The organism is Pseudonocardia autotrophica, assembly GCF_003945385.1.
Classification (GTDB): domain Bacteria; phylum Actinomycetota; class Actinomycetes; order Mycobacteriales; family Pseudonocardiaceae; genus Pseudonocardia; species Pseudonocardia autotrophica.
The window spans coordinates 5,539,271-5,564,955 of sequence record NZ_AP018920.1 but is presented as its reverse complement, the minus strand read 5'-3'; the positions used below and the strand labels follow the sequence as shown (position 1 = coordinate 5,564,955).

The window sequence follows — 25,685 nt, the reverse complement described above, 5'->3', positions numbered from 1 at the left end:
ATGAGTATCCGGGAGCTCGCTGGCACGGTCGGGGTGGCTGGGTCCGAGACGTGGCTGTGCGATGGCATCGGTATGGGGGGCGGTCCGGGCCGGCTGTGTTTGATCAACCGGTCCGAACCTCGGTGGGCCGCGGTACCCGGGCACGGCGGGCCGACCTACACCGACCGTAACCGCTGCGGTGGCTCGCCGGCGCGGCGGGCGGAGCCGGTCGGCCGAGGACTGAGCAGGGGTTCGGCGCGGCGCGGCGTAGCCGCGGCCGTCCGAATCTCGCGACGTGATGCGCGGCTTGGGTCACCGAGTCCAGATGGCGGGGAGGTCGCCGGCTCCGGGGCCGCGGGTGGCGACCTCGGTGGACAGCCATTCGGCGATGTCGTGAAGCTTGACGTTGCCGTCCTGGGAGGAGCGCACGAGCAGGGCGAACGCGGTGGCATCGGTGAGGCCGAAGCGTTCCATGAGGATGCCTTTGGCGCGCCCAATCACGTCTCGGGAGGCGAGGGCGTTGGTCAGGTGCGCGGCCTGTTGGGCACCGTAGACCGCAACCGCGGCCTGGGCCGCGAACGCGTCCATGATCGTGCGCGACACCGGGTCGGCGAACGCGTCGATCTCGTCGGACCACACGCTGATCGCGCCGGTCGGCCGGTCGGCAGGTGCCATGGCATGGCACAGCACGCTGGCCATGCCGTACTCGGCGGCCACCCGCGGCCCGAACTGCGGCCAGCGCTCGTGTGCTCGGGCCAGGTCACCGACCACGATCTCCTCGGTGGTTCCGACGCTGATCGCGTCGATCCAGGGGCCGTGGCCGAGTGTGACCATCAGGTCGGCGATGGCCCGGAGCCGGTCGTCGGTCGGGGCGTGGCACTCGAGCCCGCCTGGGCCGGCGATGGTCAAGCAGGCCCACTTGGCGCCGGGGACCGTGGCCACCAGGCTGGCGGTGATCTGCGCGAAGCGTTCCTCGAGCTCGTCGGCCCCGACCTTCGTGGACGTGAGCTGGTCGGCGTTGGCCCGCAGCGCAGCAGTGATCTGTTCGACGTCGCCCGACTGCATAGGTCCCCTTGTGCTCGTTCGGCAGCGCGTGGTCAGTTCGGTCTGTTCGACGAGCTGTTGCCCTCGAGCGACCGGGCGCGTCACTGGACCGTAGCGCGCGGTGGGCTGAGCGGCATCGGCCTGCGAGGGCAGCGCGGGCATCACCCAGACGCGTCGTCGATCAGTATCCGGGGGTTCGGCGGCGCTGCTCCTAGCGTCGGTGAATGGAGAGTGCCTTTCGCGCTGAGCGCGCTATCGCGTCGTCGGGGACGTCGTCGTGGGTCGTGGTCGACGACGCTTATGAGCTGCATGTGGAGGCCACAGCCTTCCTGGCTGGGCTGCGGGCGCGGGGGTTGTCGGTGAACACCGAACGCCTCTATGCCGGGCGGGTGGCGCAGTATCTGTCCTACTGCGCCACCCGCGGGCTGCCCTGGTCGCAGCCGGGGTTTCTCGGACTGCGCGGATTTCAGGACTGGCTGGTGTCCGAGCCGGCCCCACCGCGACGGCGCGGCGGGCGAGCACGACTGCGCGCACCGGGCACGGCGAACGCGGTGCTGACCTCGGTGGCCGGGTTCCTGCGCTTCGGCGCCACCCAGGGCTGGGTGCCCGATCAGACGGTGTCGGTGCTGGTCGGGCCGACGAGCTGGCAGTCGGTGTCACCGCCGGGCTTCGACCCGGGTGAGGCGGGCCAGTGGCGCCCGGTCACCCGGGCGACGTTGCGGTTCCGCACCGTCGAGCCCGGTGTCGAGGTGCTCTCCGACGCCCAGATCCGCCAGCTCCAAACCTTGACCGGGCGGGCCCGGGACCGGTTCTTGATCGCGTTGCTGGCCTGCACCGGGGTTCGGATCGGCGAGGCGTTGGGGCTGCGGCGCGAAGACATGCACCTGCTGGCCACCTCGACCGGGCTGGGCTGTGAGATCAGCGGCCCCCACATCCACGTGCGCCGCCGCGCGGACAACGCCAACGGGGCGCTGGCCAAGTCCCGCTACCCGCGGGTGATCCCGGTGACCGCGGACCTGGTCGCGGCCTACACCGACTACCGCCGCGAACGCGACAGGGTCGCCGAGGCCGGCGAGACCGACATGGTGCTGGTGAACTTGTTCCGGGCGCCGCTGGGGCGGGCAATGCGCTATCCGGCGGTGCACGAAATGTTCGAACGTCTCTCCGCAGCGGCCGGGTTCCGGGTGCGTCCGCACCTGTTCCGCCACACCGCGGCCACTCGCTGGCTCGCCGCAGGAGTGGACCGCGACGTGGTTCAGCACCTGCTCGGGCACGTGTCGCCGTCGTCGATGCAGCCGTATCTGCACGTCGACGCCCGAGCCACCCGCGACGCGGTCGAGCGCGTCGCCGCGACCACGGCGGCCACCCGATGACCGCCCCCACAACCTCAACCACGACCGCGACCGCCGCGGCGAACCGCGCCGGGTTCACCGGCGCGGGGACAGGTGAGCCTGCTACCGCGCGGGCGGGGTTCGACCGCGAGGCGCCGGGCTGGCGGGCGTGGCTGGCCGAGCAGGTGGATCCGGACTGGCGGGCCGATGAGTGGGTGCCACGGTGGTGGCTGTTCACCGGGGACCCGGACAACCCGGCCACCGCTGCCCAGCGCTGTCGCACCACGGCCTGCACGATCCTGATCACACCGGCCCGCGGCCGGTTCTGCCGCGGCTGCACGGTCGCCCACACCGAGTCGGGCCTGGACCCGGACACCTTCGCGGCCACCTACCGACCGGTTCCGGCGCAGATCAACGTCGTCCGCGCCGACTGCCAGGTCCGGCGCGACGGGCTGCGATGCGTGGTCCCAGCGTTCTCGCGGGGGCTGTGCTCACGCCACAACAGCCAATGGAACAACTACCGGAACAAGCAGCATCCCGGGCCGCGGCTGGCCCTGGAGTCCTGGGTGGAACAGATCCCGGTCCCGTTCACCGACCCGCCTCCGGCCTGTCTGGTCGGGGGCTGCGCGGTGGCGGCGATGAACGCCCACGGCGTGTGTGACTACCACTGGCGGCTCTGGCGCCGTGACCTGGCCGCAGCGGCTGCCGCCCCTGTCTCCAGCGCCTCCACTGCCTGCTCCGCCGACCCGGACCCGGTGGGATGGGCGGCCGGTCAGACCCCGTTCCTGCGCGCGCATCAGTTCTCCCTGCTACCGCTGCCTGAGCTGCTGCGCTGGGAGATGCTGGTCGCCCTGGACCGCCGCGATCGGATCGGGCGGGTGCTGAACCCCTCGACGATGCGGGCGATCGTGCGCGCGCTCGGCGAGTCCGGGGCCTCGACCCTGCTCGCCGACGACATCGAGGACGCGATCCCGCCGGCGGCGAGTGGGCGGCGCGGCACCGCCGCACAGCGGCGCGGGCTGCTCGCGGAGCTGGCCGGGGCGGCCCGCGCCGGGTTCGACGAGTTCTGCGGGATCGACCGCGCCGCCCAGGGTCTGGTGGATCTACGGCTGATCGGTGTCCGCTCGGACTACACCGCCACCCGCCGGCGCAAGAACGGCGGGACCGCGGACCTGGCCAGCATCGAACAGATCTGGCTGCGCCAACTGCTGGCCGGCTGGACCAGCAACGATCACCCGAACAGCTCGGCGTTCACCCAGACCCTCAAGGCCGTCCGGTTCGCCTCCCAGGCCCTGGCCGCCCGGCCGGGCGGCGGACACGACCCGGCCGCGCTGCGCTTCCCCGACATGTCCGCCGCGGTCGCCCACATCTGGGCCCAGCGCAAGCCCGACGGCCGCGCCTACAGCCCCTCCACCCCGCGCAACTGGGTCTGGAAGCTGTTCGCCCTGCTCGACTACGGCGCCCGCGCCGGGTTCTGCGACGAACTGTCCGCCTCTTTCGTGCGCGACCGTAACGTTCACGCCCGTCCCCGCGAAGAATCCAATGAGGGCGAACTGGGCAAAGCCATCCCCGAACCGGTCATCGCCCAACTCGACGCCCATCTGCAGCGGATCGGCCGCCCCGCTCCCGGAGTTTCGGTCCCGGGCAGCTCCCAGCTGCACGGCGAGGACCTGGCGGCGCTTTACCGCACCTGTTATCTGCTGCTGCGTGACACCGGGCGGCGCCCGAACGAGATCGCCGGGCTGCCCCGCAACTGCCTGGAGCAGCGCGGTGACGAGGTCTCGCTGCTCTGGCACAACCGCAAGGCCCGGCGCCGTCGGCGCCGGCTGCCGATCACCGCCGCCACCGCGCAGATCATCCGGGACTGGCAGGTCCGCCGCGACCAGCTGACCGGCCTGCCTGCCGGCAGTGAAGGGTTCCTGTTCCCGGCGCTGAGTGCGGGCACCCGCGACGAGCATTTCCCCACCCACAGCCTCTGGCTCGGGGTCCGCCGCTGGGTCCACGCGCTACCCGAGCTGTTCGACGAGGGCCTCGACCCGCGCGGGAACCGGCGCCCGTTCGACCGGGCCCGGATCTATCCCTACGCGTTCCGCCACTCCTACGCCCAACGTCACGCCGACGCCGGCACCCCGGTCGACGTGCTGGCCGAGTTGATGGACCACAACTCCATCCAGACCACCCAGGGCTACTACACCGTGAGCCTGGCCCGGCGCCGCGCCGCGGTCAGCACCCTGGCCGCCCAGGTCATCGACCGCACCGGCACCCCGAGCCCATGTTCGGCCGGGGCCTACGAGCTGCGTTCGGTCGCGGTCCCCTACGGCGGCTGCACCGAACCGTCCAACGTCAAAGCCGGCGGGAAGGCCTGCCCGATCCGGTTCCAATGCGCCGGCTGCGGGTTCTACCGGCCCGACCCCTCCTACCTGACCGCGATCGAACAACATCTCAACGAGCTGCGCGCCGAACACGAGACCGCCCAGGCCCTCGGCGCCGCCGACTACGTCACCACCGCCATGGGCGAGGAGATCACCGCCTACGAAGCCGTCGCGGCCACCATGCGCACCCGCCTGGCCGACCTCGACGACGACGAACGCGCCGAGATCGAACACGCCAGCACCCTGCTGCGCCGCATTCGCGCCGGCACCGCACTCCCACTCACCGTCATCGACCCGACCAACGACAGCCCGGACGACGGCACCGACGGGACCGGCAACAGCGCCGGCGCTCTGCCCGAGCACGGCGGCAGTGCCCAGATGGGAACCCCGCGATGAACGCGCCCGAGCCAGGGCAGGTGCTGCGCGCAGCCCGCCGCCGCGACAGCGCCACCAAACGCGCCCGCGTCCGCGACGCGATCGCCGAACTCGAACAGGCCGGGGACCCGATCAGCTTCGCCGCCGTCGCCCGCGCCGCGCAGGTCTCGACCTGGCTCGTCTATGCCGACGGCGTCCGCGAACACATCACCGCCGCCCAACAACGCCACCAACTCCGGCCCGAGCAGGAGCGGCGCGCCGGGCTGCGCCCCAGCGAAGCCAGCCTGCGCACCGACCTTGCCTTGGCCCGTGACGAACTCGGCGAGCTGCGCGCCGACCGCGACCAGCTCCGCGAGCACCTACGCCGCCAGCTCGGCCGCGACCTGGACACCCTGGCCACCGCCGACCTGCACACCCGCGTCGAGGAACTCACCCACCACAACCAGCGGATCACCGACGACCTCGCCCGCGCCTACGCCGACAACCAGGCGCTCCGCGCCCGGGTCACCGCCCTGGAAACCGAACTCGGCGCTTCCCGCACCAGCCTGCGCCGCATGATCCGCGACCAGAACCTGGAGCAGCCATGACCACCAGCCCCCAGCCAGCGCCCGTCGCTCAGGGCACGACCTCGACCGCTGCGGTCAACAACATGACCTCGCTACCGGTCTCACCCCGGTGGATGACCACCTGCTCCATCAACTCGAACATCATCGGCAGCCCATGGCCGCGATATCCCGGATCGGCCGGAGGCTCGCGCCACCGACCCCGGTCACGCACCCGGATCCGCAGCTGCCGCGTCACCCCGGTGACCTCGACGTCCGCGCTGATCTCCACGATCTGCTCGGCCCCGCCGACGCTGTCCGGCACATCACCGGAGTGCTCCACCGCGTTCGTGACCGCTTCGTTGACCACCAACAACACGTCGTCGCTGCCGGCCTGCGGCCACCCCAAAAACTCCAGCCACTCCCGGAAATGCGTCCGCGCGAGCGGAACGGACCGCGGCGCGACCGGCACCGTCACCGCACACGTCATCAAGTTCTGGCACATCACGAATCCCGTCCGCGCCCGATCCCGCATACACAAACTGGGAAGCGACGGCATCGAGCGCTTGAACTCGGTTTCACCGACTGGAGTGCCCAAACCAGCTCTGCCGGACTCACACGCGCCAGCGCGCCCCCACCAGCTCGCTCCTGCCCTGGTCGAAGCGATCCACCAGCGACCGTCACGCCAACACGCTGCCCAATGCCTGAGATGCCTCGCATCGGCTCACAGCGCTGACCAGGCAAGATGGTCCCAAGATCCAGATAAGCCGGCGACCTGGCGGGAGTTCGGTGGCACCCGCTACGCCCCGACCGCCGACGGCGCCACCCGGGAGCAGCAGATCGAGATCGCGGCCAAGGTCCGGGACACCCGCGGCGGTTACGGATCGTGGCCGGCGTGCGCCCGGAAGCTCGATCTTCCGCGCTGACCGGCACACGGTGGCGTGACACTCGATCCGTGGAAGCGCGACCGGTCAACGCGTAGGGTCGGTGATCCTCCGACCGGATGCCCGGGGCGGGTGCCCTGGTGGTCGCCGTCCCGGTCCGATTCCCTACCCTTGGACCCCATGAGCTCGCCCACCCCCGAGACCCACCGGATCGGGAACCGCTACCGGCTCGACGAGCGGGTCGGTGCCGGTGCGATGGGTGCAGTGTGGCGTGGTACGGATGAGCTCCTGAACCGGACGGTGGCGGTCAAGGAGCTCCTCGCCGCCGCGCTGCCGTCGGCCGAGCAGCTCGAGGAGTCCCGCCAGCGGATCCTGCGCGAGGGCCGGATCGGTGCCCGGCTCCAGCACGCGCACGTGATCAGCATGTTCGACGTCGTGGTGCACGACGAGCGGCCGTGGCTGGTCATGGAGTACCTGCCGTCCCGCTCGCTGGCCGCGGTGCTGGCGGAGAAGGGGCCGATGAGCCCGCGCGAGGCGGCCGCGATCGGCCGCCAGGTCGCCGACGGGCTGGCCGCCGCGCACACCGCGGGCGTCGTGCACCGGGACATCAAGCCGGGCAACGTCCTGATCGCCGAGGACGGCCGCGCCAAGATCACCGACTTCGGCGTCTCCCGGGCCGTCGACGACGTGCAGCTGACCCGGACCGGGGTGATCGCGGGTACCCCCGCGTTCCTCGCCCCCGAGGTCGCCCGCGGCCAGGAGCCGACCGCCGCGTCGGACGTCTTCGCGCTCGGCGCCACGCTCTACGCCTCGGTCGAGGGTGAGCCGCCGTTCGGCCTGGACGACAACGCCTACGCGCTGCTGCACAAGGTCGCGACCGGCGCGATCTCCCCGCCCGGCCAGGCCGGGCCGCTGACCGCGCTGCTGATGCGGCTGCTGTCCAACGACCCGACCGAGCGCCCCAGTGCCCCGCAGGCCCGGGACGCGCTGGCCCGGATCGCGGCCGGGCAGTCGGTCGCCGGGCTGGCCACGCCCGCGAGCGCGGCCGCGATGATGGACTCCGGCGACGACGTCGCCGCCGAGCAGGCCGGTGGCACCGTGATCGACGCCCCCGCGGTCCCGGCACCGCAGGTGATCCCCGGTGCCGGTGCCCGCCGCGGTGCCGCTGCGGGTGAGCGGCGCAAGCGGCTGCCGATCGTCCTGGGTGTGCTGGCCGCGCTGCTCGTCGTCGGTGGCGGGGTGGCGTTCGGTGTACTCACCACCCAGCAGCCGGACCAGCCGCCGCCGGTCGCCGCGCCGACCTCGCAGGCTCCGCCGCCGAGCAGTGCGCCGCCGACCTCGTCGCCGCCGCCCACCACGAGTGAGTCACCGACACCGACCCCCGGCGCCCAGGTGGGCGACCCGGTGGCGTTCGTGCAGAACTACTACCGGATGCTGCCCGGCGACATCGACGGCGCGTTCGCCCGGCTCAGCCCGGAGGCGCAGTCCCAGTCGCAGGGGATCGAGAGCTACCGGGAGTTCTACAGCGGCATGCGCACCGTCTACGCGGAGAACCTGCGCAACGCCGGGCCGAACACGGTCACCGCGACCGTGGTGTTCCTCCGCACGAACGGCACCGAGTCCCGGGAGAACTACCGGTTCGTGGTCGGCACCGACGCGCAGGGCAACGAGGTCCTGCAGTCGTTCAGCCAGGCCTGACGCCGGCCACCTCGGCCACCCACCGGACGATCCGGCCGTTGGTCGCGGCGCGGGTGTTCCGGTCGAGCACCTCGTGCCCCTCGTCGGCCATCCGCAGCAGCTCCACCGGTGCGCCGCGGGCCTGCAGCGCGGCATGGATCGCGAGAGCCTGCCCGAGCGGCACGTTCGTGTCGTGGTCGCCGTGCACCACGAGCAGCGGCGCGCCGATCCGGTCCGCGCGGCGCAGCGGGGACAGCTCGTCGAGCAGGGCGCGGTCGGTGCGCGGGTCGCCGTACTCGGTGCGGGCCGGCCCGGCGATCCACGGTTCGGTCTCGGCGTAGAACGCGGTCAGGTCGGTGATGCCGCAGACGTCGATCCCGCCGGTGTAGAGCTCCGGGAAGCGGGCCATCGCGGCGAGTGCCAGGAACCCGCCGTAGGACCGCCCGGCGACGACGACGCGCGCGGGATCGACGTCCGGTATCCCGGAGAGCAGCCGGGTCGCGGCCCGGACGTCGGTGATCGACGACGGCCGCAGCATGCCGTCGTCGAGGCGGGCGAAGGTGCGGCCCCGGCCCGAGGAGCCGCGCACGTTCGGGGTCAGGACGGTGACGCCGGTGGCGACCAGCTCGTGCAGCAGCGGCGCCCAGCCCGGCCGTTCCTCGGCCTCCGGGCCGCCGTGCAGCCACAGCAGGCCGATCCCGTTCGGCGACGACGGCCGGTGCAGCCAGCCGCCGAGGCGCAGCCCGTCCTCGGCCGGGAACATGATCCGCTCGGGCTGCGGGGTGACCGGCGCGACCGGTGTCCCCCCGAGCAGCGGGGTGGCCGCGCCGCCCCGGATCGGGACCCGGACGACGTGCGGCGGGATCCCCGGGGCGTGCCCGGCGACCAGCAGCGACGTGTCGTCGCGGGCGAAGCTCACGTTCGTGACCACGTCGCAGGGCACCAGCACCCGCTGCGGACGGCCGCCGCGCAGGTCGGCGATCTCGATCTCGCTGCGCCCGCCGGAGTTCCACACCAGCGCGGCCCGGGCACCGCCCGGATCGAGCGCGACCACGTCGAGATCGGCGCCGGGCCGCACGGCGACCGGCCGGGCCGGGGCGATCAGCTCGTCGCCCGCCTGGCCGAGCGCGACGGCGAGCAGCGCCGAGTGCTCCCGGTCGGCGTCGGTGTGCACCCACAGCGTGCCGGGCGCCGCGCCGAACCGCGCGGTCGCGTTCAGCGCGCCGCCCGGGCCGCCGATCAGCTGGTCCCGGGCGCCGGTGCGCAGGTCCACCAGCTCCAGCCCGCGCTCGCCGCGCCGGCCGGTGCGCAGGACCACCCGCCTGCCGTCCGCGGAGATCGCCTGGACGACGGTGGCCTGCCCGGTCCCGAGCACCACCGACGAACCGTCCCCCACGTCGACCAGGCAGGCGGTGCCGGAGCCGTAACCCTCGGAGTCCGGGTCACCTGCGTCGGAGAGGACGGTGACGCCGAGCCGGCGCCCCGTCGGGGCCCAGGCGCCGAGCACGACCGCGACCGCCGCCGGGGCGATCTCGACCGGGGGCCCGCCGTCCGGATCGATCAGCGCGACCCGGGTGCGGTCACCGCCCGACGGCGCGATCTGGACGGCGATCCGGCCGCCGTCCGGGGACCAGGCCAGCGCGGTGACGTCCGGATGCGGGCCGCCGATGCCGGTGGCCTCGAGCACGGTCGCCGTGTCCGGGTCGATCGGGCCGTGCGCCGGCATCGGTGCGACGTGCAGCCGCGGCCGCCCGGTGTGGTCGGAGATCCAGGCCAGCCGGGTCCCGTCGGGGGACACCACGGGGGAGTGGTGCCCCGGGGCGGCGGAGGCCGTGGGAACGGCGGATTCCGCGGGCGCTGCTGCGGTTCGTGTGCCCTCCATCGATCCCGACCTCCGTTCCTGGCTGCTGATCCGGCCCTGCTGATCCGGCTCTGTTGATCCGCTGCTGTCCTCCTGCGGCGGCTCGCCGGGCGCGTCGGTGCGCCTGCGGCACGATCCGCACGGAGATCATCGCGCCCCGGGCCCCGGTCCGGGAAGCCGCCGGGACCGGATGACCGGCAACGGAACGTACCTCCCGGCCGGGTCGCTCCCGGAAGCCGGGACGCACAGCACGAACGCCGCCGGCGCAGCTGCGCCGACGGCGTTCGTGGTGGAGGGGACATCGGTCAACCTCACGTCCGTCCGGCGACGGCCGCAAGACCCCGGACGTTTCCGGGGTGTGAACGTCGCCGGGCTACCGGAGCCGCACCTCGACGTCGACCTGCCGCCGGTCGGCGAGCCCGATCTCGTGCACCGGCCCGGTGAGCTCCACCGCGGACCGCAGCACCGGATCGGCGCAGGAGGTGCCGATGAACAGCTCGATCGTGCCGGGCTCGACGACCCGGCGCATCGCCCGGTCGTGCAGCGACACCCGGTGGGTGGGCACGTCGAAGCGCACCTCGGCGGTCGCGCCCGGCTCCAGCTCGACCCGCGCGTAGCCGAGCAGGACGACGACCGGGCGGGTCACCGAGGCGACGACGTCGCTGCCGTAGAGCTGCACGACGTCGGCGCCCGCGCGGTCGCCGTCGTTGCGGACCAGGCAGCTGACGGTGAAGGAGCCGCCGGTGGGCACCCGGTCGTCGAGCACCCGCAGATCGGAGTGGGTGAACTCGGTGTAGCTCAGGCCGAAGCCGAACGGGCGGACCGGCGCGGTGTCGACCGCGGTCACCGAGCTCGCCGCGCCGAGCCGGGGGTGCAGATAGCTGTAGGGCTGGGCGCCCGCCGAACGCGGCAGGCCGATCGGCAGCCGGCCGGACGGGTTGACCCGGCCGGACAGCACCCCGGCGACCGCCCCGGCGCCCTCCTGACCGGGGAAGAACGCCTGCACCACCGCGGCGCAGCGCTCCAGCTCGCGGTCCAGCACGTAGGGCCGTCCGACGAGCAGCACCAGCACCACCGGCGTCCCGGTGCCGAGCACCTCCTCCACGAACCGGCGCTGCACGCCGGGCAGCTCCAGGGTGTCGGTGTCGCAGCCCTCGCCGGAGGTGCCGCGGCCGAACAGCCCGGCCCGGTCACCGACCACGACGACGGCGACGTCGGCGTCCCGCGCGGCGGCGACCGCGCCGGCGAACCCGGAGGTGTCGTCGGTGTCGACGTCGCAGCCGCGGGCGTGGGTGATCCGCGCGCCGGGCAGCTCACCGCGCAGCGCGTCCAGCACGGTCGGCACGTCCAGCCCCAGCTCGACGCCCGGATGGTGCGGCAGCACGTGGTTGGCGAAGCTGTAACAGCCCATCAGGGCGGCCGGATCGTCGGCGTTCGGGCCGAGCACGGCGATCCGCCCGGCGCCGTCGCCGAACGGGAGCACGCCGTCGTTGCCGAGCAGGATCACCGACTCCTCGGCGAGCCGGGCGGCCAGCGCCCGGTGCCCCGGCGGATCGAGATCGACCTCGCCGGTGGGCAGCGTGTCGGCGAAGCCCGGATCGAGCAGGCCGAGCCGCTGCTTCTGCTCCAGCACCCGGCGCACCGCGCGGTCCACGACCTCCTCGGGCACCTCCCCGGAGCGGACCCGCTCGGCGAGCGGCTCCAGATAGCCGGTGCCGGTGGGCAGCTCGACGTCGATGCCCGCGGTCAGCGCCTGCGCGGCCGCCGATCCGATGCCGTCCGCGACGCCGTGCAGGGTGTGCAGGAACGCCACCGAGAAGTAGTCGGCGACCACCGTGCCGGTGAATCCCCAGCGTTCCCGCAGCAGCTCGGTGAGCAGGCCCGCGTCGGCGGCGACCGGCACACCGTCGATCTCGGCGTAGGAGTTCATCACCGACCCGGCGCCGGCGTCGAGCAGCGCGGTCTCGAACGGCGGCAGCAGCACCTCGGCCATTTCCCGCGGTCCGGCGTGCACCGGTGCGAGGTTGCGGCCGGCGCGCGAGTTCGAGTAGCCGGCGAAGTGCTTGAGAGTGGCGACGACCCCCGCGGACTGCAGGCCGCGCACGTAGGCGCCGCCGACGGTGCCGACCAGGTACGGGTCCTCGCCGATGCACTCCTCCACCCGGCCCCAGCGGACGTCGCGGACGACGTCGAGCACCGGGGCGAGGCCCTGGTGGACACCGAGCCGGGCCATCGTGTCGCCGATCGCGGCCGCGGTCTCGGCGACCAGCTCCGGATCGAACGACGCCCCCCACGACGGTGGCGCCGGGAACGTCGTCGCCCGCCACGCCGCCAGCCCGGTCAGGCACTCCTCGTGCACCAGCGCCGGGATGCCGAGCCGGGTCGACGAGGTGAGCCAGCGCTGCCGCTCCGCAAGGTGCGCGAGGCCGTCGGCGGACTTCACCGGCGCCGTCCCGAACACCCGGGTGAGCTGGCCGAGGCCGTGCCGGGCGTACTGCTCGAACGCGGCGTGCTCGCCCTGCATGCTGTCCTGCATCGGTGCGACGGCGGTGTCGCCGTCGCTCTCGCCGGGTGAGTGGTCGCGTCCCTCCCACAGCCCGACGAGCTGGGCCAGCTTCTCCTCGAGCGTCATCCGCGCGATCAGGTCGGTCACCTCGGTGCCCATGGAGTCCTTTCGGGTTGCGGCCGGCCGGCCGGTCAGCGGCCGGCGCCGGCGGTCAGGCCGGCCAGCAGGTAGCGGCGGCCGAGCAGGTACACGACCAGCAGCGGGAGCAGCGACAGCAGCACCGCCGCGGTGATCAGCGGGACGTTCGTGCCGTACTGGCCCTGGTAGTCCCACAGGCCCAGGGTGAGCACCCGGACCGACGCGTCCTGGGTCAGGACGAGCGGGAACAGGAACCCGTTCCAGGCCTGCAGCGCGGTGAAGATGCCGATCGTGGCGAGTCCGGGCCGGGCCAGCGGCAGCACCAGCGAGACCAGGGTGCGGGCCGGTCCGGCGCCGTCCAGGACGGCCGCCTCGAACAGCTCGTTCGGGATGTCGCGCAGGCTGGAGGTCAGCACCACCACCGCCAGCGGCAGCGCGAACGCCGCGGTCGGCAGGATGATCGCCAGCAGGGTGTCGTAGAGCCGCAGCTGGGTGACCATCAGGTAGAGCGGGACGATCACGGCCTGCGCCGGGACGGCCAGGCCGAGCAGCATCACCGAGAACGCCCGGGCGACCGAGCGGTTGCGGCTGCGCACGATCGCGTACGCCGCGGGCAGCGCCAGCAGCAGCACGATCGCGACGCAGGCCGCCGCGACGATCACGTTGTTCAGGAAGTAGCGCGGGAAGTTCGAGGTCAGGACGTCGACGTAGTTCTCGAACGTCAGTCCGGAGGGCACCGCGAGCGGGCCGTCGGTCAGGTACTCCGACGACGACCGGAGGCTGGTGACGAACAGGAAGTACAGCGGCACGGCGACCAGCACGAACCAGACGCCCGCGCCGAGCCCGCCCAGCCAGTTGAACCCGCGCCGCAGCCGTCCGCGGCGGGGCGGCGGATCGGGGGTGCCGGTGGTGCGGTCCGGCCCGGCCGGGGCGGTCGGGGTGGTGGCGGTGGACACGGAGGTCACATCCCCTCCCGCTGGCTCGCCATCTTGCGGTAACCGGTGACCCGCGCGATGAACAGCGACAGCGCCGTCCCGATCACCAGGAGCACCACCGCCAGCGCGCTCGCGTAGCCCATGTCGAAGCTCCGGAACCCCTCGAGGTACATGTGCAGCGGCAGGATCCGGGTCGACGTGCCGGGCCCGCCGCCGGTGAGGATCAGGACCACCTCGAAGGTGGTCATCGAACCGACGACGATCAGCACCCCGGAGGTGATGATCGTGTCCCGCAGCTGCGGGACGGTGATCGACCGGAAGGTGCGCCAGCGGCCGGCCCCGTCGATCCGGGCCGCCTCGTAGAGCTGCACCGGGATCGCCCGGGCCGCGGCCTGGTAGAGCAGCGTGTGGAACGGCATGTACTGCCAGCCGATCACCAGGATCACCGCGGCGAAGGCGTACCGGCTGTCCCCGATGATGTTGCCGTCGTCGATCCCGACCAGCGGGCCGAGCACCGAGGCGAGCCCGAAGTTCGGGTCGAGCAGGGTGCCCCACAGCACGGCGATGGCGGCGCTGGACATCAGCAGCGGGATGAAGAAGATCGCGGCGAGCAGCGCGCGGGACCGGCCGCGCCGGGCCAGCCAGACCCCGAGCGGCAGCGCCACCGCGGTCTGCAGCACCCAGGACGCGGCCGTCAGCAGGAACGACAGCCGCAGCGTCTCGATGAACAGCGGATCGGCCCCGAGCCGGGTCCAGTTCTCCAGGCCCACCCACTGTGGTGGGTTCAGGCCGTCGTAGGCGGTGAAGCTGAGGTACACCACCACGACCATGGGCAGCAGCGCGAACAGCCCGAAGAAGGTCAGGGCGGGGGCGACCCAGACGAATCCGGGCCGCCCCGCCCGTACCGCGGTGGCACTGCTCACCGGCTCGCCGTGTCCATCGCGTCGGCGAACTGCTCCGGGGTGAACTCCTTGGTGAAGACCTTCGACAGGTTGGTGAGCATGGTCTGCGCCTCGGCGGCGGGCAGCGCCTGGTCCCAGGACTGCACGAAGGTCGGCGCGGCCTTGGTCTGCTCGTAGGTGTAGGTGTTGAAGTCGGCGAACGGCCCGGTCGAGGCCACCTGGTCCTCGATCCCGGTGAGGGCCGGGACCTGGCCCTTCTCCAACATGCCCTGCACGTACTCGGGGCTGGTCATCCCGTTCATCAGGAACTCGGTGGCGGCCTCGACGTTCGCGGAGCCCGCGCTGACCGAGTAGTAGTTCGACGGGTTCCCGATCACGTTGGCCGGGTCGCCCGCGCCGCCCTCGATCGCCGGGAACGGCGCCCAGCCCAGCTTGTCCTGCTCCAGGAAGTCGGGGAAGTTGTCGTTCAGGCTGGTGACCTGCCAGGAGCCCATCAGCTCCATACCGGCCCGGCCGCTGGTCAGCAGTGCCTGGGAGGCCTGGTTGTCGTAGTCGACGGCGGTGAAGTTCGTGCCGAACGCCTCCCGGTCGACCAGGTCCTGGACCATCCGCATCGACTCGATGACGGCCGGGTCGCGCCAGGCGCCGGGCTCGCCGTCGGCGATGGCCTGGAACTTCTCCGGGCCACCGATCCGGTCGAGGAAGTACTCGGGGTACATCATCGAGGTCCAGGTCTGCGCGCCGGCCAGCGCGATCGGCTGGATGCCCGCGGCCTTGAGCTGGTCCACGGCCTCCAGGAAGCCGGTCCAGGTGGTCGGGAACTCGGTGACGCCGGCCTCGGCGAAGGCGTCCTTGTTGTAGAAGAACGACAGCGGCTGGACGCCCTGCATCGGGATGCCGGTGACCTTGCCGTCGATCGTGCCGGTCTCCAGGACCTGCGGGATGAAGGTCTCCTTGACCTCCGGGTCCGCATCGAGCGCGGCGGTCAGGTCGGCGACCTGGCCGGCGTCGACGTAGCCCTTCAGGTTCCCGCCGCCCCAGTTGTAGAAGATGTCCGGCCCGTTCGGCGAACCGATCGCGGTCTGCAGCGCGGACTTGTACGGGTCGTTCAGGTAGGTGGTCAGCTCGATCTGCGGGCCACCTTCGGCGTTGAAGCCGTCGACGGCCGCCTGCTGGACGGTGTTGATGCCCTCGTTCTGCAGGGTCCAGAGCCGGAGCTCATCACCTCCTCCGGCTTCCTGGGGGCCGGCGGTGCCACAGGCCGCGGTGACCGCGAGTCCGGTGGCGAGTGCGGCAGCGACGAGGGTCCTGCGTACGCGTGACGAGGTCGACATGAGCTCTCCTTCGAGCGGGGCCGATCGAAAGTTTCCGAGACTTGCGAAGGCGCTGGACGCAAGTTAGGCCTCAAGGAACCTGTCGTCAAGGAGGGGAAGTGCCGCGTTTCACCCGGGACTTCGACTGAAAGTTTCGATACCGTCGCGCTGTGAATCGCAGCCGTGTGACGATCGCCGAGGTCGCGGAGCAGGCAGGCGTGTCGGTCCCGACCGTCTCCAAGGTCCTCAACGGGCGGGCCGACGTCGCCGTCGCGACCCGGGAACGGGTGCAGCAGGTGATGGCCGAGAGCGGCTACCGCAGGCGCGGCGCCTCGGCGCCCCGGCGCCGGACCGGGCTGGTCGACGTGGTGCTGGACCGGCTCGACTCGTTCTGGGCGATGGAGGTGCTGCGCGGTGCCGAGGTCGAGGCCCGGCGCACCGACCGCCAGGTCGTGCTCAACACCTCGCAGAACGACGAGCCGGGCTCGCGGGCCTGGCTGGACCGGATCGCCGGTCGGGGCACCGACGGCGTCGTCGTGGTGGTCGGCGACCAGGACCCGGACACCGCGGCCACCCTGGTCGCGCTGGACGTCCCGGTGGTGCTGCTCGACCCGGTCGGCGGCGACGACCCGTCGTTCGCGACGGTCGGTGCGACCAACTGGGCGGGTGGGCTGAGTGCCGTCGAGCACCTGCTCTCGCTGGGCCACCGGCGGATCGGGATCGTCTCCGGCCCGCCCCGGCTCTCCAGCAGCCAGCAGCGGGTCGACGGCTACCGTGCGGCGTTGCGCCGGGCCGACATCGCGGTCGACGAGGACCTGATCCGCTACGGCGACTTCCTGGTCGGCGGTGGGCACCGCGGCGCGGTCGATCTGCTCGATCTCGCCGACCCGCCGACCGCGATCTTCGCCGGATCCGACATGCAGGCGGTCGGCGTCTACCAGGAAGCGGCGCGGCGCGGCCTGCGGATTCCCGACGACCTGAGCGTCGCCGGGTTCGACGACATCGCGCTCTGCGAGTACCTGAGCCCGGCGTTGACCACGGTCCGCCAGCCACTGGCCCGGATGGCCGCGGAGGCGGTGCGGCTGGCCGTGCAGGAACCGCGGACCGAGGCCGACGGGACCGCTCCGCGCCTGGAGCTGGCCACCGACCTGGTGGTCCGGACGAGCACGGCGGCGCCGAAGGCCTGACCGGCCGGGGTGCGGCCGGTCGCTCAGTCGGCGAGCCACCGGCCCGGGTCCGCGACCAGCGCGGCGACCGCGGTGGCGCCGGCGCCGCGCATCACCGCGTCCGGGCCGAGTGCGGAGCGGCACAACCGGTCCGGACCGATCCCGTGCCGGGCGAGCTCGCCCGCCACCGCCGCGACGAACGCGTCGTCGGCGGTGCTGAACCGCCCGCCCAGCACGACCTGTGCCGGATCCAGCGGCGCGGCGAACCCGGCCAGCGCCCGGCCCAGTGCCCGCCCGGCCCGGCGCAGCTCCTGATCGCCGCCGAGGCCGGCACGGGTCGGGCGGGCCTCGGCGGTCACGCACCCCTGCCGGCCGCAGTGGCACCGGCTCCGGCCGCCCCGCACCGGGAGATGACCGAACCGGGTGGCGGCGTCGCCGTCGCCGGCCCGCCCGTCGTGCAGCAGCACCACTCCGGTCTCCGAGCGCCCGCCGACGAAGACCGACACCCCGGCCCCGACCGGCTCGGCCCCGGCGGCCAGCGGCACCCCGCACCGGACCGACAGTCCGATCCCGCCGGCACCCACGGCGTCCGCCTCGGCGGCGAGCAGCGCGCCGATCTCCGCGCCGGGTGCGCCGGGCGGTCCTGGCAGGCCGACGACGATCCCGGCGGCGGGCCGGTCCCCGGCCGCCGCGGCGAGCAGCAGCTCGCCCAGCACCGGGCCCAGCGCGGCCGCGACGGCGGCCGGACCGGCCCCGTCGAGATCCGCCCGCCGCCACCGGCGGGCCCCGGCGTGTCCGGCCAGATCGACCAGGCAGCCGCCGACGCCGTCGGTCTCGACCTGCAGGCCGATCCCGACCGGCCCGGCCGGGTCGGGCACCAGGCGCTGCCCGGGGCGCCCGGTGCCGGTCTCCGGACCGGTCCCGATGTCGCGCACCAGGCCGCCCTCGATCAGGTCGGCGGTCAGCCCGGACACCGTCGAGCGGGTCAGCCCGGTCTGCGCCGCGACCGCGGCGCGGGTGATCGGTGCGTTCCGGACGACCGTGCCCAGCACCAGTCCCAGATGGTGTCTGCGCAGGTCACCCGCGGCGATCCGGCCGTTCGCGACGATGACGGCCTCCCCGGTGAGTTCGTACGGGCAATGAACAAATGCTAGTGGCGGAGGCCACGGCGCGGCTAGACATCTCCCGCCGGCACCGCCGCCGGCCCGCGACGAGAGGACCGACGAACATGGCCGAGGTCGCCTACCGGGCCGCGTCCCGCATCTATCCCGGCCCACCGCCGGTACGTGCCGTCGACAAGCTGGAGCTGGAGATCGCCGACGGTGAGTTCCTGGTGCTCGTCGGGCCGTCCGGGTCCGGCAAGTCCACCGCCCTGCGGATGCTCGCCGGCCTGGAGGAGGTCGACGAGGGCGGCATCGAGATCGGCGGCCGCGAGGTCAGCGCGCTCGAACCCAAGGACCGCGACATCGCGATGGTCTTCCAGAACTACGCGCTCTACCCGCACATGACCGTCGCCGACAACATGGGCTTCGCGCTGAAGCTGCAGCGGGTCGGCCGTGACGAGATCACCCGTCGGGTGCGCGAGGCCGCCGCGCTGCTCGATCTCGTGCCCTACCTGGACCGCAAGCCCAAGGCGCTGTCCGGCGGACAGCGCCAGCGGGTCGCCATGGGGCGCGCCATCGTCCGCGAGCCGGCCGTGTTCCTGATGGACGAGCCACTGTCCAACCTGGACGCCAAGCTGCGGGTGGAGACCCGCGCCGGGGTCGCCGCGCTGCAGCAGCGCCTCGGCGCGACCACCGTCTACGTCACCCACGACCAGGTCGAGGCGATGACGATGGGGCACCGGGTGGCCGTCCTGCGGGACGGGTTGCTGGAGCAGTGCGCGACCCCGCGTGAGCTCTACGACCGCCCGGCCACCGCGTTCGTCGCCGGTTTCATCGGATCGCCCGCGATGAACCTGCGCACCGCGCCGCTGGTGCCCGACGGCGCCGACCTGGCCGGGCTGACGGTGCCGCTGTCGCGCGAGGTGCTGGACCGGGCGCACCGGGCCGGGCTCTCCGAGGTCACCGTCGGGGTGCGCCCCGAGGGGATGCGGGTCGCCGACGACGAGGAGAAGGCCGTGGATCTGACCGTCGAACTGGCCGAGGAGCTGGGCTCGGACACCTACCTGCACGGCCGGGTCGGGACCGACGCCGAGGCCCGCCGGTTCGTGGTGCGCACCGTCGGCGGCGACGCCCCGCCGGTGGGCCGGGAGATCCGGGTGACCCTGCGTGATCCGGTGGCGGTACACGCCTTCGACCCGTCGACCGGAATGCGGCTCGGATGAGCGCGGCCCGCAGCTTCCCGCCCGGCTTCGACTGGGGCGCGGCCACCGCCGCGTACCAGATCGAGGGCGCGGTCGACGAGGACGGCCGCACGCCGTCGATCTGGGACACCTACGCGCACACCCCCGGCCGGACCGTGGGCGGGGACACCGGCGACGTCGCCGCCGACCACTATCACCGGGTCGATGCCGACGTCGCGCTGATGCGCGAGCTCGGCCTGCACTCCTACCGGTTCTCGATCAGCTGGAGCCGGATCACCCCGCAGGTCGACGCCGAGCGGCTGGGCCCGGTGAACCCGGCCGGGCTCGCGTTCTACGCGCGGCTGGTCGACACACTGCTCGCCGCGGGCATCACGCCGGTGGTGACGCTCTACCACTGGGACCTGCCCCAGGCCCTCGAGGACGCCGGGGGGTGGACCTCACGGGCCACCTCTTACCGGTTCGCCGAGTACGCCGCGGTCGTCGCGGCGGAGCTGGGCGACCGGGTCGGGCTGTTCACCACCCTGAACGAGCCGTGGTGCAGCGCGTTCCTCGGCTACGCGGCCGGGGTGCACGCCCCGGGCCGGACCGATCCGGCCGCCGCGCTGGCCGCGGTGCACCACCTCAACCTGGCGCACGGGCTGGCCGCGAGGGCGATCCGGGAACGGGTGCCGTCGGCCCGGATCGCGGTCAGCCTGAACCTGGCCTGGGTGGTGCCGGAGACCGGTTCCGCGGCGGATCGGGACGCCGCCCGCCGGGTGGACGGTCTGCAGAACCGGCTGTTCCTGCAGCCGATGCTGACCGGTGGCTACCCGGCCGACGTGGTCGCCGACACCGCGGACATCACCGACTGGTCGTTCGTCCGCTCCGGTGACGAGGAGCTCGCCCTGGTCCCGCCGGACGTGCTCGGCGTGAACTACTACACCCCCACCCACGTGCGGCACTGGACCCGCGAGCGGCCCCGGGAGACCGCCGACGGGCACGGCGACGGCACCGGATCGCCCTGGATCGCCTGCGACGACGTCGAGTTCCCGCGTCCGGTCGGCCCGCTGACCGACATGGGCTGGGGGATCGACGCCCGCGGGCTGGCGGAGGTGGTCCGGCGGATCGACCGCGAGCACCCCGGGCTGGAGATGGTGGTGACCGAGAACGGTGCCGCCTTCCCCGACGAACCCGGTTCGGACGGGACCGTCGCCGATCCCGAGCGGGTCGCCTACCTGCGCGGGCACCTCGCCGCGCTGGCTGACGTGATCGCCGAGGGCGCACCGGTGCGCGGCTACTACGTCTGGTCGCTGCTCGACAACTTCGAATGGGCCTGGGGGTACGCGAAGCGGTTCGGCGTGGTGCACGTCGACTACGCCACCCAGGTCCGCACGCCCAAGGACAGCGCCCGGTTCTACGCCGGCGTCGTCCGTACCAACAGCCTCACCCTCGACACAGGAGATGCCGCATGAGCGTGCCCGCCCCCACCCCGGCCGATCGCTTCTCGTTCGGGCTGTGGACCGTCGGCTGGCGCGCGGCCGACCCGTTCGGCGACCCGACCCGCCCGGCGCTCGACGTCGTCGAGGCCGTCGAGCGGCTGGCCGGCCTCGGCGCATGGGGCCTGACCTTCCACGACGACGACCTGTTCGGCTTCGGTGCCGACGCCGGCACCCGGGACAAGCAGATCGCCCGGCTCCGGGAGGCCTGCGACGCGACCGGGATGACCGTCCCGATGATCACCACGAACCTGTTCTCGCACCCGGTGTTCAAGGACGGCGGGTTCACCTCCAACGACCGCTCGGTGCGCCGGTTCGCGCTGCGCAAGGTGCTGCACAACGTGGAGCTCGCCGCCGAGCTGGGCGCGCGGACCTTCGTGCTGTGGGGCGGCCGGGAGGGCTCGGAGTACGACTCGGCGAAGGACGTGCGGGCGGCGCTGGACCGCTACCGGGAGGCGATGGACCTGCTCTGCTCGTACGTCCTGGAGCGCGGCCACGACATCCGGTTCGCGATCGAGCCGAAGCCCAACGAGCCGCGCGGCGACATCCTGCTCCCGACCGTCGGGCACGCGCTGGCCTTCGTCGAGAAGCTCGCCCATCCCGAGCTGGTCGGGGTGAACCCGGAGGTCGGGCACGAGCAGATGGCCGGGCTGAACATGGCGCACGGGGTGGCCCAGGCGCTGTGGGCGGGCAAGCTGTTCCACATCGACCTGAACGGCCAGCGCGGGATCAAGTACGACCAGGACCTGGTGTTCGGCCACGGCGACCTGCTCAACGCGTTCGCGCTGGTCGACCTGCTGGAGACCGCGGGCTACGACGGCCCGCGGCACTTCGACTACAAGCCGTCGCGCACCGAGGACCTCGACGGCGTGTGGGCGTCGGCCGAGGCGAACATGCGGACCTACCTGCTGCTGCGGGAGCGGGCCGCGGCGTTCCGGGCCGATCCGGAGGTGGTCGCGGCGCTGGCCGAGGCGCGCGTCGCGGAGCTGTCCGAGCCGACCCTGGCACCCGGCGAGACCGCCGCCGAGCTGCTCGCCGACCGGTCCGCGTGGACCGATTTCGATCCCGAGCCCGCCGGAGCGCGCGGGTACGGCTTCGTCCGCCTGCACCAGCTCGCACTGGAACACCTGACCGGGGCACGATGATCGGGTGCCTCCCCCCTCCGCGTCAGCACCGGTACGCAGCGCGGAGCTGCGCAGGCACAACCTGGGCCTGCTGCTGGGGAGGCTGCGCGGGGAGCCGTCGTCACGGGCCGCGCTGGCCGGCACCACCGGTCTGACCAGGGGGACCGTGGCGAGCCTGCTGGATCCGCTGGTCTCCGCCGGTGTGCTGGCGGAGGGGCCGCCGAGCCGTGGTGGGGTCGGCAGGCCGGGGCGGCCGCTGCGGTTCGCCCCGGCCGGTCCGGTCGCCGTCGGGGTGTCGGTCGAGGTCGACGCGCTGGTGGCCTGTGTGGTCGGGCTGGACGGCGGCGTCGTCCGCCGGATGCACCGCCGCCGCGAGCACCGGACGATGGACGCCGCCGAGGTGTTCGGCCGCGCCGCCCGGGACGTGCGGGCGCTGTGCGAGCGGGCCGGGCGGCCGGTCGTCGGTGCCGGGGTGGCCGTGCCCGCACCGGTCCGCGGCACCGGCCCGGACGCGGAGATGCTGCGGGCGCCCAACCTGCCGCTGCTGGCCGGGGCCCGGCCGGGGGAGCTGTTCGGCCGGGTCGCCGGGCGCCCGGTGGTGGTCGGGAACGAGGCCACCCTGGGCGCGCTCGCGCACCTGGGGGTCGCGTCCGACTTCGTCTACGTCTCGGCCGGGATCGGGATCGGCGGCGGCATCGTGGTCGGCGGGCGGGTGCTGCCGGGGGCCGCCGGGCTGGCCGGCGAGATCGGGCACGTCGTCGTCGAGCGGGACGGCCGCCCGTGCGGCTGCGGCGGCACCGGCTGCGTCGAGCAGTACGCCGGATTGCCCGCACTGTTGGCCGACGCCGGCGCCGACGGACTGCCCGCGTTGCGCTCGGCGGTCCGGGCGGGGGAGCCGGTGGCGCTGGCCGCGCTGGAGCGGGCCGGCACCGCGCTCGGGGCCGCGCTCGCGTCGGTGCTCAACGTCGTCGATCTGCCCGCAGTCGTCCTCGGCGGCAGCTTCACCCCGCTCGGTGACCGATTGGCCCCGGTCGTCCGCGCCGAGATCCTCCGGCGCCGCCCGTCGGCGGGGGTCGAGGTGCTGGTCTCCGGGCACGGCCGCCCGGCCGCGGCGCTGGGCACCGCACGGGCCGTCACCGACCGGGTGCTCGACGATCCGGACCTGCTGCTCAGGCCATGATCCAGGTGTCCTTCGCGCCGCCGCCGCGGGAGGAGTTGACGATCATCCCGCCCGGCGGTGCGACCCGGGACAGCGCCGCGGGCAGCACCTCGACCTCGGGCATCGGGCCGTGCCCGGCCGACTGGACCGCGAACACCCGCAGGTCCACCGCCTGCGGCTGGAGCGTCCCGTCGGTGAACGTCGGATGGGTGGAGATCCGCACCATGTCCTGCGCGACCCAGCCCGCGGGGCGCTCCCGGATCGCGGCAGCGGCCCGCTCCAGCTCGCCGCTGCCGGCGTGCGGGCCGATCACGATGCCGGCGCCGCCGTAGCTGTCGACCGGCTTGAGGACGAGCTCGCCGAGCCGGTCCAGAACCTGGTCGCGGGCAGCCGGATCGACGCAGGCCCAGGTCGGGACCGAGGCCAGCACCGGTTCCTCGTTCAGGTAGTAGCGGATCATCTCCGGGACGTAGGCGTAGACGAGCTTGTCGTCGGCCACCCCGTTGCCCGGCGCGTTGCGCAGCGCGACCCGGCCGCGGGCCATCGCGGCCAGCAGTGCCCGCCCGATCGGCCGGTGATCGGCGCCCCTGGCCAGCGCCAGGTCTTTCTCGTCGATCCGACGGTAGAGCGTGCTGAGCCGGCGTCGTCGCCCGTTGCCGACCAGGAACACCGCACCGTCGGCGATCTGCAGCCGGCCCGGGGTGACCAGCGGGATCTCCATCGCCTCGGCCAGCAGCCGGTGCTCGAAGAACGCCGCGTCGCTCTCGCCGGCGGTGAGCAGTGCGGCCTCGCCGTCCGGGCCGGCGGGATCGCCGTCGGCGAGCACGGCGCGCAGCCGGGCCGGGACGTCGTCGAGCCCCAGCACCTCCGACGGCGACTCCAGATCGGGCAGCACGCTGCGGATCAGCCGGCGGCCCATCAGTGAGAACCCGATCCCGGACGGCACCCGCAGGTTGTCCTCCAGCACGACCCAGCCGGTGTCGGCGTCGCGGACCAGGTCGATCCCGCCGACCGCGATCCGGACTGCGTCCGCCGTGACGAGGGTCCCGGCCCGGGAGCGGCCCGGTGCGTTGTCGACGACGGCGGCCGGGACGATCCGGTCGCGGACGATCTCGCGGCGGCCGTAGACGTCGCGCAGGAACCCCTCCAGGGCCCGGATCCGCTGGGCGATCCCGGTCGACAGGTGCTCCCAGGAGTCCGGGCCGATGATCCGTGGCACCAGGTCCAGCGGGAACAGCCGCTCGCCGTCATCCCCGGGCTCGACGCCCGGCACCGGGAAGGTCACGCCGCGGGCCCGCTGCTCGGTGCGCAGCGCCGCCTCGGCCGCGGTCAGGCCGCGCGGGCCGAGCCGTTCCAGCGTCCGGAACAGCCAGCCGTAGGCGGGGCGGAGCTTGCCGTCGTCGTCGACCGCCTCGTCGTAGCGTGGCGGCCGGTAGCCGGCCAGCAGCTCCGGTGCGACCGGGACGGTCAGCGGCGGGGTGCTGGGGGGCTCCTCGCCCTGGGTGCGTGCCACCAGGTCGTCGACCACGTCGGTCAGCGCGCCGCGCCGCCCGAACGCGCGCCGCTGGGCGGCAGCCCCGGAGCCGCGGGCGAGCACGGCCTCGGCGAGCTCGGTGACCTGCTCGGCGTCGCCGGTCTCGGCCAGCCACGGCTCCAGCTCGGCGACCAGCGTGCGCAGCTGCACCGCGGGGGAGGCGAGCACCGGCCCGGCGACGTCGACCAGGTCGCCCTCCAACCCGGAGCGAGCAGCCCGCCAGGCGGCGGCGCGAAGCAGCTCGTGCCGCACCCCGGGCAGCGGTTTGCCGGCCTCGGTGTCGGAGCGGGCCCGCCCGACCAGCGCCCGGAACAACCCGGCGACCAGCACCACGTCGTCGACCTCGGGGCAGGCGTCGCAGAGCCGCAGCTCGACGGTCGGCAGGTGCGCGCTGGGCCGGACGTCGAAGTAGAGCATCCCGGCGTCGCTGATCGTTCCCGACGCGACCAGCTCGGCGATCATGGCGTCGTACTCGGCGGCGGTCGTGACGTCGCCGGGCGGGCCCGCGGTGGGCCAGCGCTGCCAGATCATGCTGCGGTAGCTGGCGTAGCCGGTGTCGTGGCCGCGCCAGTACGGCGAACTGGCGGTGATCGCGAGCAGGGTCGGCAGCGCCGGGGCGACCCGGCGGGAGACCTGCACGGCGGTGTCCCGGTCCGGGACGTCGACGTGCACCTGGACCCCGCAGATGTGCTGCTCGCGCACCAGCATCTGGTACTCGTGCTGCATCCGCTCGTAGCGGGCGCCCGCGGAGATGTCGTCGCCGGAAAGCTCGACCAGCGGCACCGTCCCGGCCGCGACGACGCCCAGCCCGAGCGGTTCGGCGGCGTCCCGCAGCCGGGCGCGCAACCGGCGCACGTGGCCGCGCAGCTCGTCCAGCGACGGTGTCGCCGGCGAGTTCGTCTCGACCAGCGAGCGCTGCAGCTCCGGGAAGAACTCCTTGCCGTCCAGGTGTTCCAGCAACCGGTCCACCTCGGGAGCCGCCCGCCGGTCGGTCAGACCGACGACGTGGAACTCCTCCTCGACACCTACCAGCGGCACGTCCCCCATCGGCGTGACGCTAGGG

General features: G+C 73.5%; 19 protein-coding genes. 10 read left to right on the top strand and 9 right to left on the bottom strand.

Annotation, left to right across the window (positions count from 1 at the left end):
- Positions 1 to 291: 291 nt before the first annotated feature.
- Entirely contained in the window at positions 292 to 1,044 is a 753-nt protein-coding gene (locus Pdca_RS26025) for an ANTAR domain-containing protein (RefSeq protein ID WP_166665858.1), read from the bottom strand.
- A 203-nt stretch (positions 1,045 to 1,247) separates the two neighbouring features.
- Between Pdca_RS26025 and Pdca_RS26020 the strand changes: the two genes are divergently transcribed.
- From Pdca_RS26020 to Pdca_RS26010, 3 genes are read left to right on the top strand one after another with little or no spacing between them, the layout of a single operon-like run.
- A complete protein-coding gene (locus Pdca_RS26020) occupies positions 1,248 to 2,396 on the top strand; it encodes a tyrosine-type recombinase/integrase (RefSeq protein ID WP_085910944.1) in 1,149 nt (382 codons plus the stop codon).
- Positions 2,393 to 5,122 (top strand): tyrosine-type recombinase/integrase, encoded by a 2,730-nt coding sequence (locus Pdca_RS37630; protein ID WP_197719826.1) that lies wholly within the window; start codon positions 2,393 to 2,395, stop codon positions 5,120 to 5,122. The genes Pdca_RS26020 and Pdca_RS37630 overlap by 4 nt, the downstream gene beginning before the upstream one ends.
- The gene (locus Pdca_RS26010) at positions 5,119 to 5,688 is read left to right on the top strand and encodes a hypothetical protein (RefSeq protein ID WP_174824335.1); all 570 of its coding nucleotides are present in this window, start codon (positions 5,119 to 5,121) and stop codon (positions 5,686 to 5,688) included. Before Pdca_RS37630 ends, Pdca_RS26010 begins: the two co-directional genes overlap by 4 nt.
- A gap of 28 nt (positions 5,689 to 5,716) precedes the next feature.
- Here Pdca_RS26010 and Pdca_RS26005 read toward each other — a convergent pair whose 3' ends face one another.
- Positions 5,717 to 6,121, bottom strand: coding sequence for an ATP-binding protein (locus Pdca_RS26005; RefSeq protein ID WP_158092047.1), 405 nt, complete (start codon positions 6,119 to 6,121; stop codon positions 5,717 to 5,719).
- Between the two features lie 112 nt (positions 6,122 to 6,233).
- Here Pdca_RS26005 and Pdca_RS37835 point away from each other — a divergent pair, with 112 nt between their 5' ends.
- Both Pdca_RS37835 and Pdca_RS25995 read left to right on the top strand, forming a co-directional pair.
- On the top strand, positions 6,234 to 6,569 hold the full coding sequence (locus Pdca_RS37835; RefSeq protein WP_307724060.1) for a transglycosylase family protein: 336 nt from the start codon (positions 6,234 to 6,236) through the stop codon (positions 6,567 to 6,569).
- Positions 6,570 to 6,707: 138 nt separating this feature from the next.
- Positions 6,708 to 8,225 carry a serine/threonine-protein kinase gene (locus Pdca_RS25995; protein WP_085910946.1) on the top strand — a complete coding sequence of 506 codons (1,518 nt, stop codon included), beginning with the start codon at positions 6,708 to 6,710 and terminating at the stop codon, positions 8,223 to 8,225.
- Here the strand turns inward: Pdca_RS25995 and Pdca_RS36490 are convergent.
- The 5 genes from Pdca_RS36490 to Pdca_RS25970 all read right to left on the bottom strand — a co-directional run bounded on the left by Pdca_RS36490 (position 8,212) and on the right by Pdca_RS25970 (position 15,880).
- Entirely contained in the window at positions 8,212 to 10,005 is a 1,794-nt protein-coding gene (locus Pdca_RS36490; protein WP_158092048.1) for a S9 family peptidase, read from the bottom strand. The genes Pdca_RS25995 and Pdca_RS36490 overlap by 14 nt on opposite strands.
- Positions 10,006 to 10,438: 433 nt before the next feature.
- Positions 10,439 to 12,730: a beta-xylosidase/alpha-l-arabinosidase gene (locus Pdca_RS25985; protein ID WP_085910948.1), complete on the bottom strand. Its 2,292-nt coding sequence runs from the start codon at positions 12,728 to 12,730 to the stop codon at positions 10,439 to 10,441.
- Positions 12,731 to 12,762: 32 nt separating this feature from the next.
- Positions 12,763 to 13,674, bottom strand: a complete 912-nt coding sequence (locus Pdca_RS25980; protein WP_232021204.1) for a carbohydrate ABC transporter permease — start codon at positions 13,672 to 13,674, stop codon at positions 12,763 to 12,765.
- Positions 13,671 to 14,567 carry a carbohydrate ABC transporter permease gene (locus Pdca_RS25975; RefSeq protein WP_085910949.1) on the bottom strand — a complete coding sequence of 299 codons (897 nt, stop codon included), beginning with the start codon at positions 14,565 to 14,567 and terminating at the stop codon, positions 13,671 to 13,673. Before Pdca_RS25975 ends, Pdca_RS25980 begins: the two co-directional genes overlap by 4 nt.
- Complete coding sequence (locus Pdca_RS25970) at positions 14,564 to 15,880, bottom strand: ABC transporter substrate-binding protein (protein ID WP_085910950.1); 1,317 nt, start codon at positions 15,878 to 15,880, stop codon at positions 14,564 to 14,566. The genes Pdca_RS25975 and Pdca_RS25970 overlap by 4 nt, the downstream gene beginning before the upstream one ends.
- Positions 15,881 to 16,029: 149 nt before the next feature.
- Here Pdca_RS25970 and Pdca_RS25965 point away from each other — a divergent pair, with 149 nt between their 5' ends.
- Positions 16,030 to 17,046: a LacI family DNA-binding transcriptional regulator gene (locus Pdca_RS25965; RefSeq protein ID WP_085910951.1), complete on the top strand. Its 1,017-nt coding sequence runs from the start codon at positions 16,030 to 16,032 to the stop codon at positions 17,044 to 17,046.
- A gap of 23 nt (positions 17,047 to 17,069) precedes the next feature.
- On the opposite strand, the gene Pdca_RS25960 is transcribed toward Pdca_RS25965, so the two are convergent.
- The gene (locus Pdca_RS25960; RefSeq protein WP_085910952.1) at positions 17,070 to 18,077 is read right to left on the bottom strand and encodes an ROK family transcriptional regulator; all 1,008 of its coding nucleotides are present in this window, start codon (positions 18,075 to 18,077) and stop codon (positions 17,070 to 17,072) included.
- Between the two features lie 176 nt (positions 18,078 to 18,253).
- Here Pdca_RS25960 and Pdca_RS25955 point away from each other — a divergent pair, with 176 nt between their 5' ends.
- The 4 genes from Pdca_RS25955 to Pdca_RS25940 are packed head-to-tail and all read left to right on the top strand — an operon-like array spanning position 18,254 to position 23,109.
- A complete protein-coding gene (locus Pdca_RS25955; protein WP_085910953.1) occupies positions 18,254 to 19,351 on the top strand; it encodes an ABC transporter ATP-binding protein in 1,098 nt (365 codons plus the stop codon).
- The gene (locus tag Pdca_RS25950; RefSeq protein WP_085910954.1) at positions 19,348 to 20,781 is read left to right on the top strand and encodes a GH1 family beta-glucosidase; all 1,434 of its coding nucleotides are present in this window, start codon (positions 19,348 to 19,350) and stop codon (positions 20,779 to 20,781) included. Before Pdca_RS25955 ends, Pdca_RS25950 begins: the two co-directional genes overlap by 4 nt.
- Positions 20,778 to 21,950 carry a xylose isomerase gene (gene xylA / locus Pdca_RS25945; protein ID WP_085910955.1) on the top strand — a complete coding sequence of 391 codons (1,173 nt, stop codon included), beginning with the start codon at positions 20,778 to 20,780 and terminating at the stop codon, positions 21,948 to 21,950. The genes Pdca_RS25950 and xylA overlap by 4 nt, the downstream gene beginning before the upstream one ends.
- Positions 21,951 to 21,954: 4 nt before the next feature.
- Positions 21,955 to 23,109, top strand: a complete 1,155-nt coding sequence (locus Pdca_RS25940; RefSeq protein ID WP_085910956.1) for an ROK family protein — start codon at positions 21,955 to 21,957, stop codon at positions 23,107 to 23,109.
- Here the strand turns inward: Pdca_RS25940 and Pdca_RS25935 are convergent.
- A complete protein-coding gene (locus Pdca_RS25935; protein ID WP_085910957.1) occupies positions 23,099 to 25,669 on the bottom strand; it encodes a carboxylate--amine ligase/circularly permuted type 2 ATP-grasp protein in 2,571 nt (856 codons plus the stop codon). The two genes, Pdca_RS25940 and Pdca_RS25935, sit on opposite strands and share 11 nt — an antisense overlap.
- Positions 25,670 to 25,685 lie beyond the last annotated feature (16 nt).

Coding starts and splice junctions, on each gene's coding strand:
- Pdca_RS26025 (WP_166665858.1), bottom strand. CDS start 1,044: ATGCAGTCGGGCGACGTCGAACAGATCACTGCTGCGCTGCGGGCCAAC.
- Pdca_RS26020 (WP_085910944.1), top strand. CDS start 1,248: ATGGAGAGTGCCTTTCGCGCTGAGCGCGCTATCGCGTCGTCGGGGACG.
- Pdca_RS37630 (WP_197719826.1), top strand. CDS start 2,393: ATGACCGCCCCCACAACCTCAACCACGACCGCGACCGCCGCGGCGAAC.
- Pdca_RS26010 (WP_174824335.1), top strand. CDS start 5,119: ATGAACGCGCCCGAGCCAGGGCAGGTGCTGCGCGCAGCCCGCCGCCGC.
- Pdca_RS25995 (WP_085910946.1), top strand. CDS start 6,708: ATGAGCTCGCCCACCCCCGAGACCCACCGGATCGGGAACCGCTACCGG.
- Pdca_RS25985 (WP_085910948.1), bottom strand. CDS start 12,730: ATGGGCACCGAGGTGACCGACCTGATCGCGCGGATGACGCTCGAGGAG.
- Pdca_RS25970 (WP_085910950.1), bottom strand. CDS start 15,880: ATGTCGACCTCGTCACGCGTACGCAGGACCCTCGTCGCTGCCGCACTC.
- Pdca_RS25955 (WP_085910953.1), top strand. CDS start 18,254: ATGGCCGAGGTCGCCTACCGGGCCGCGTCCCGCATCTATCCCGGCCCA.
- Pdca_RS25950 (WP_085910954.1), top strand. CDS start 19,348: ATGAGCGCGGCCCGCAGCTTCCCGCCCGGCTTCGACTGGGGCGCGGCC.
- xylA (WP_085910955.1), top strand. CDS start 20,778: ATGAGCGTGCCCGCCCCCACCCCGGCCGATCGCTTCTCGTTCGGGCTG.
- Pdca_RS25935 (WP_085910957.1), bottom strand. CDS start 25,669: ATGGGGGACGTGCCGCTGGTAGGTGTCGAGGAGGAGTTCCACGTCGTC.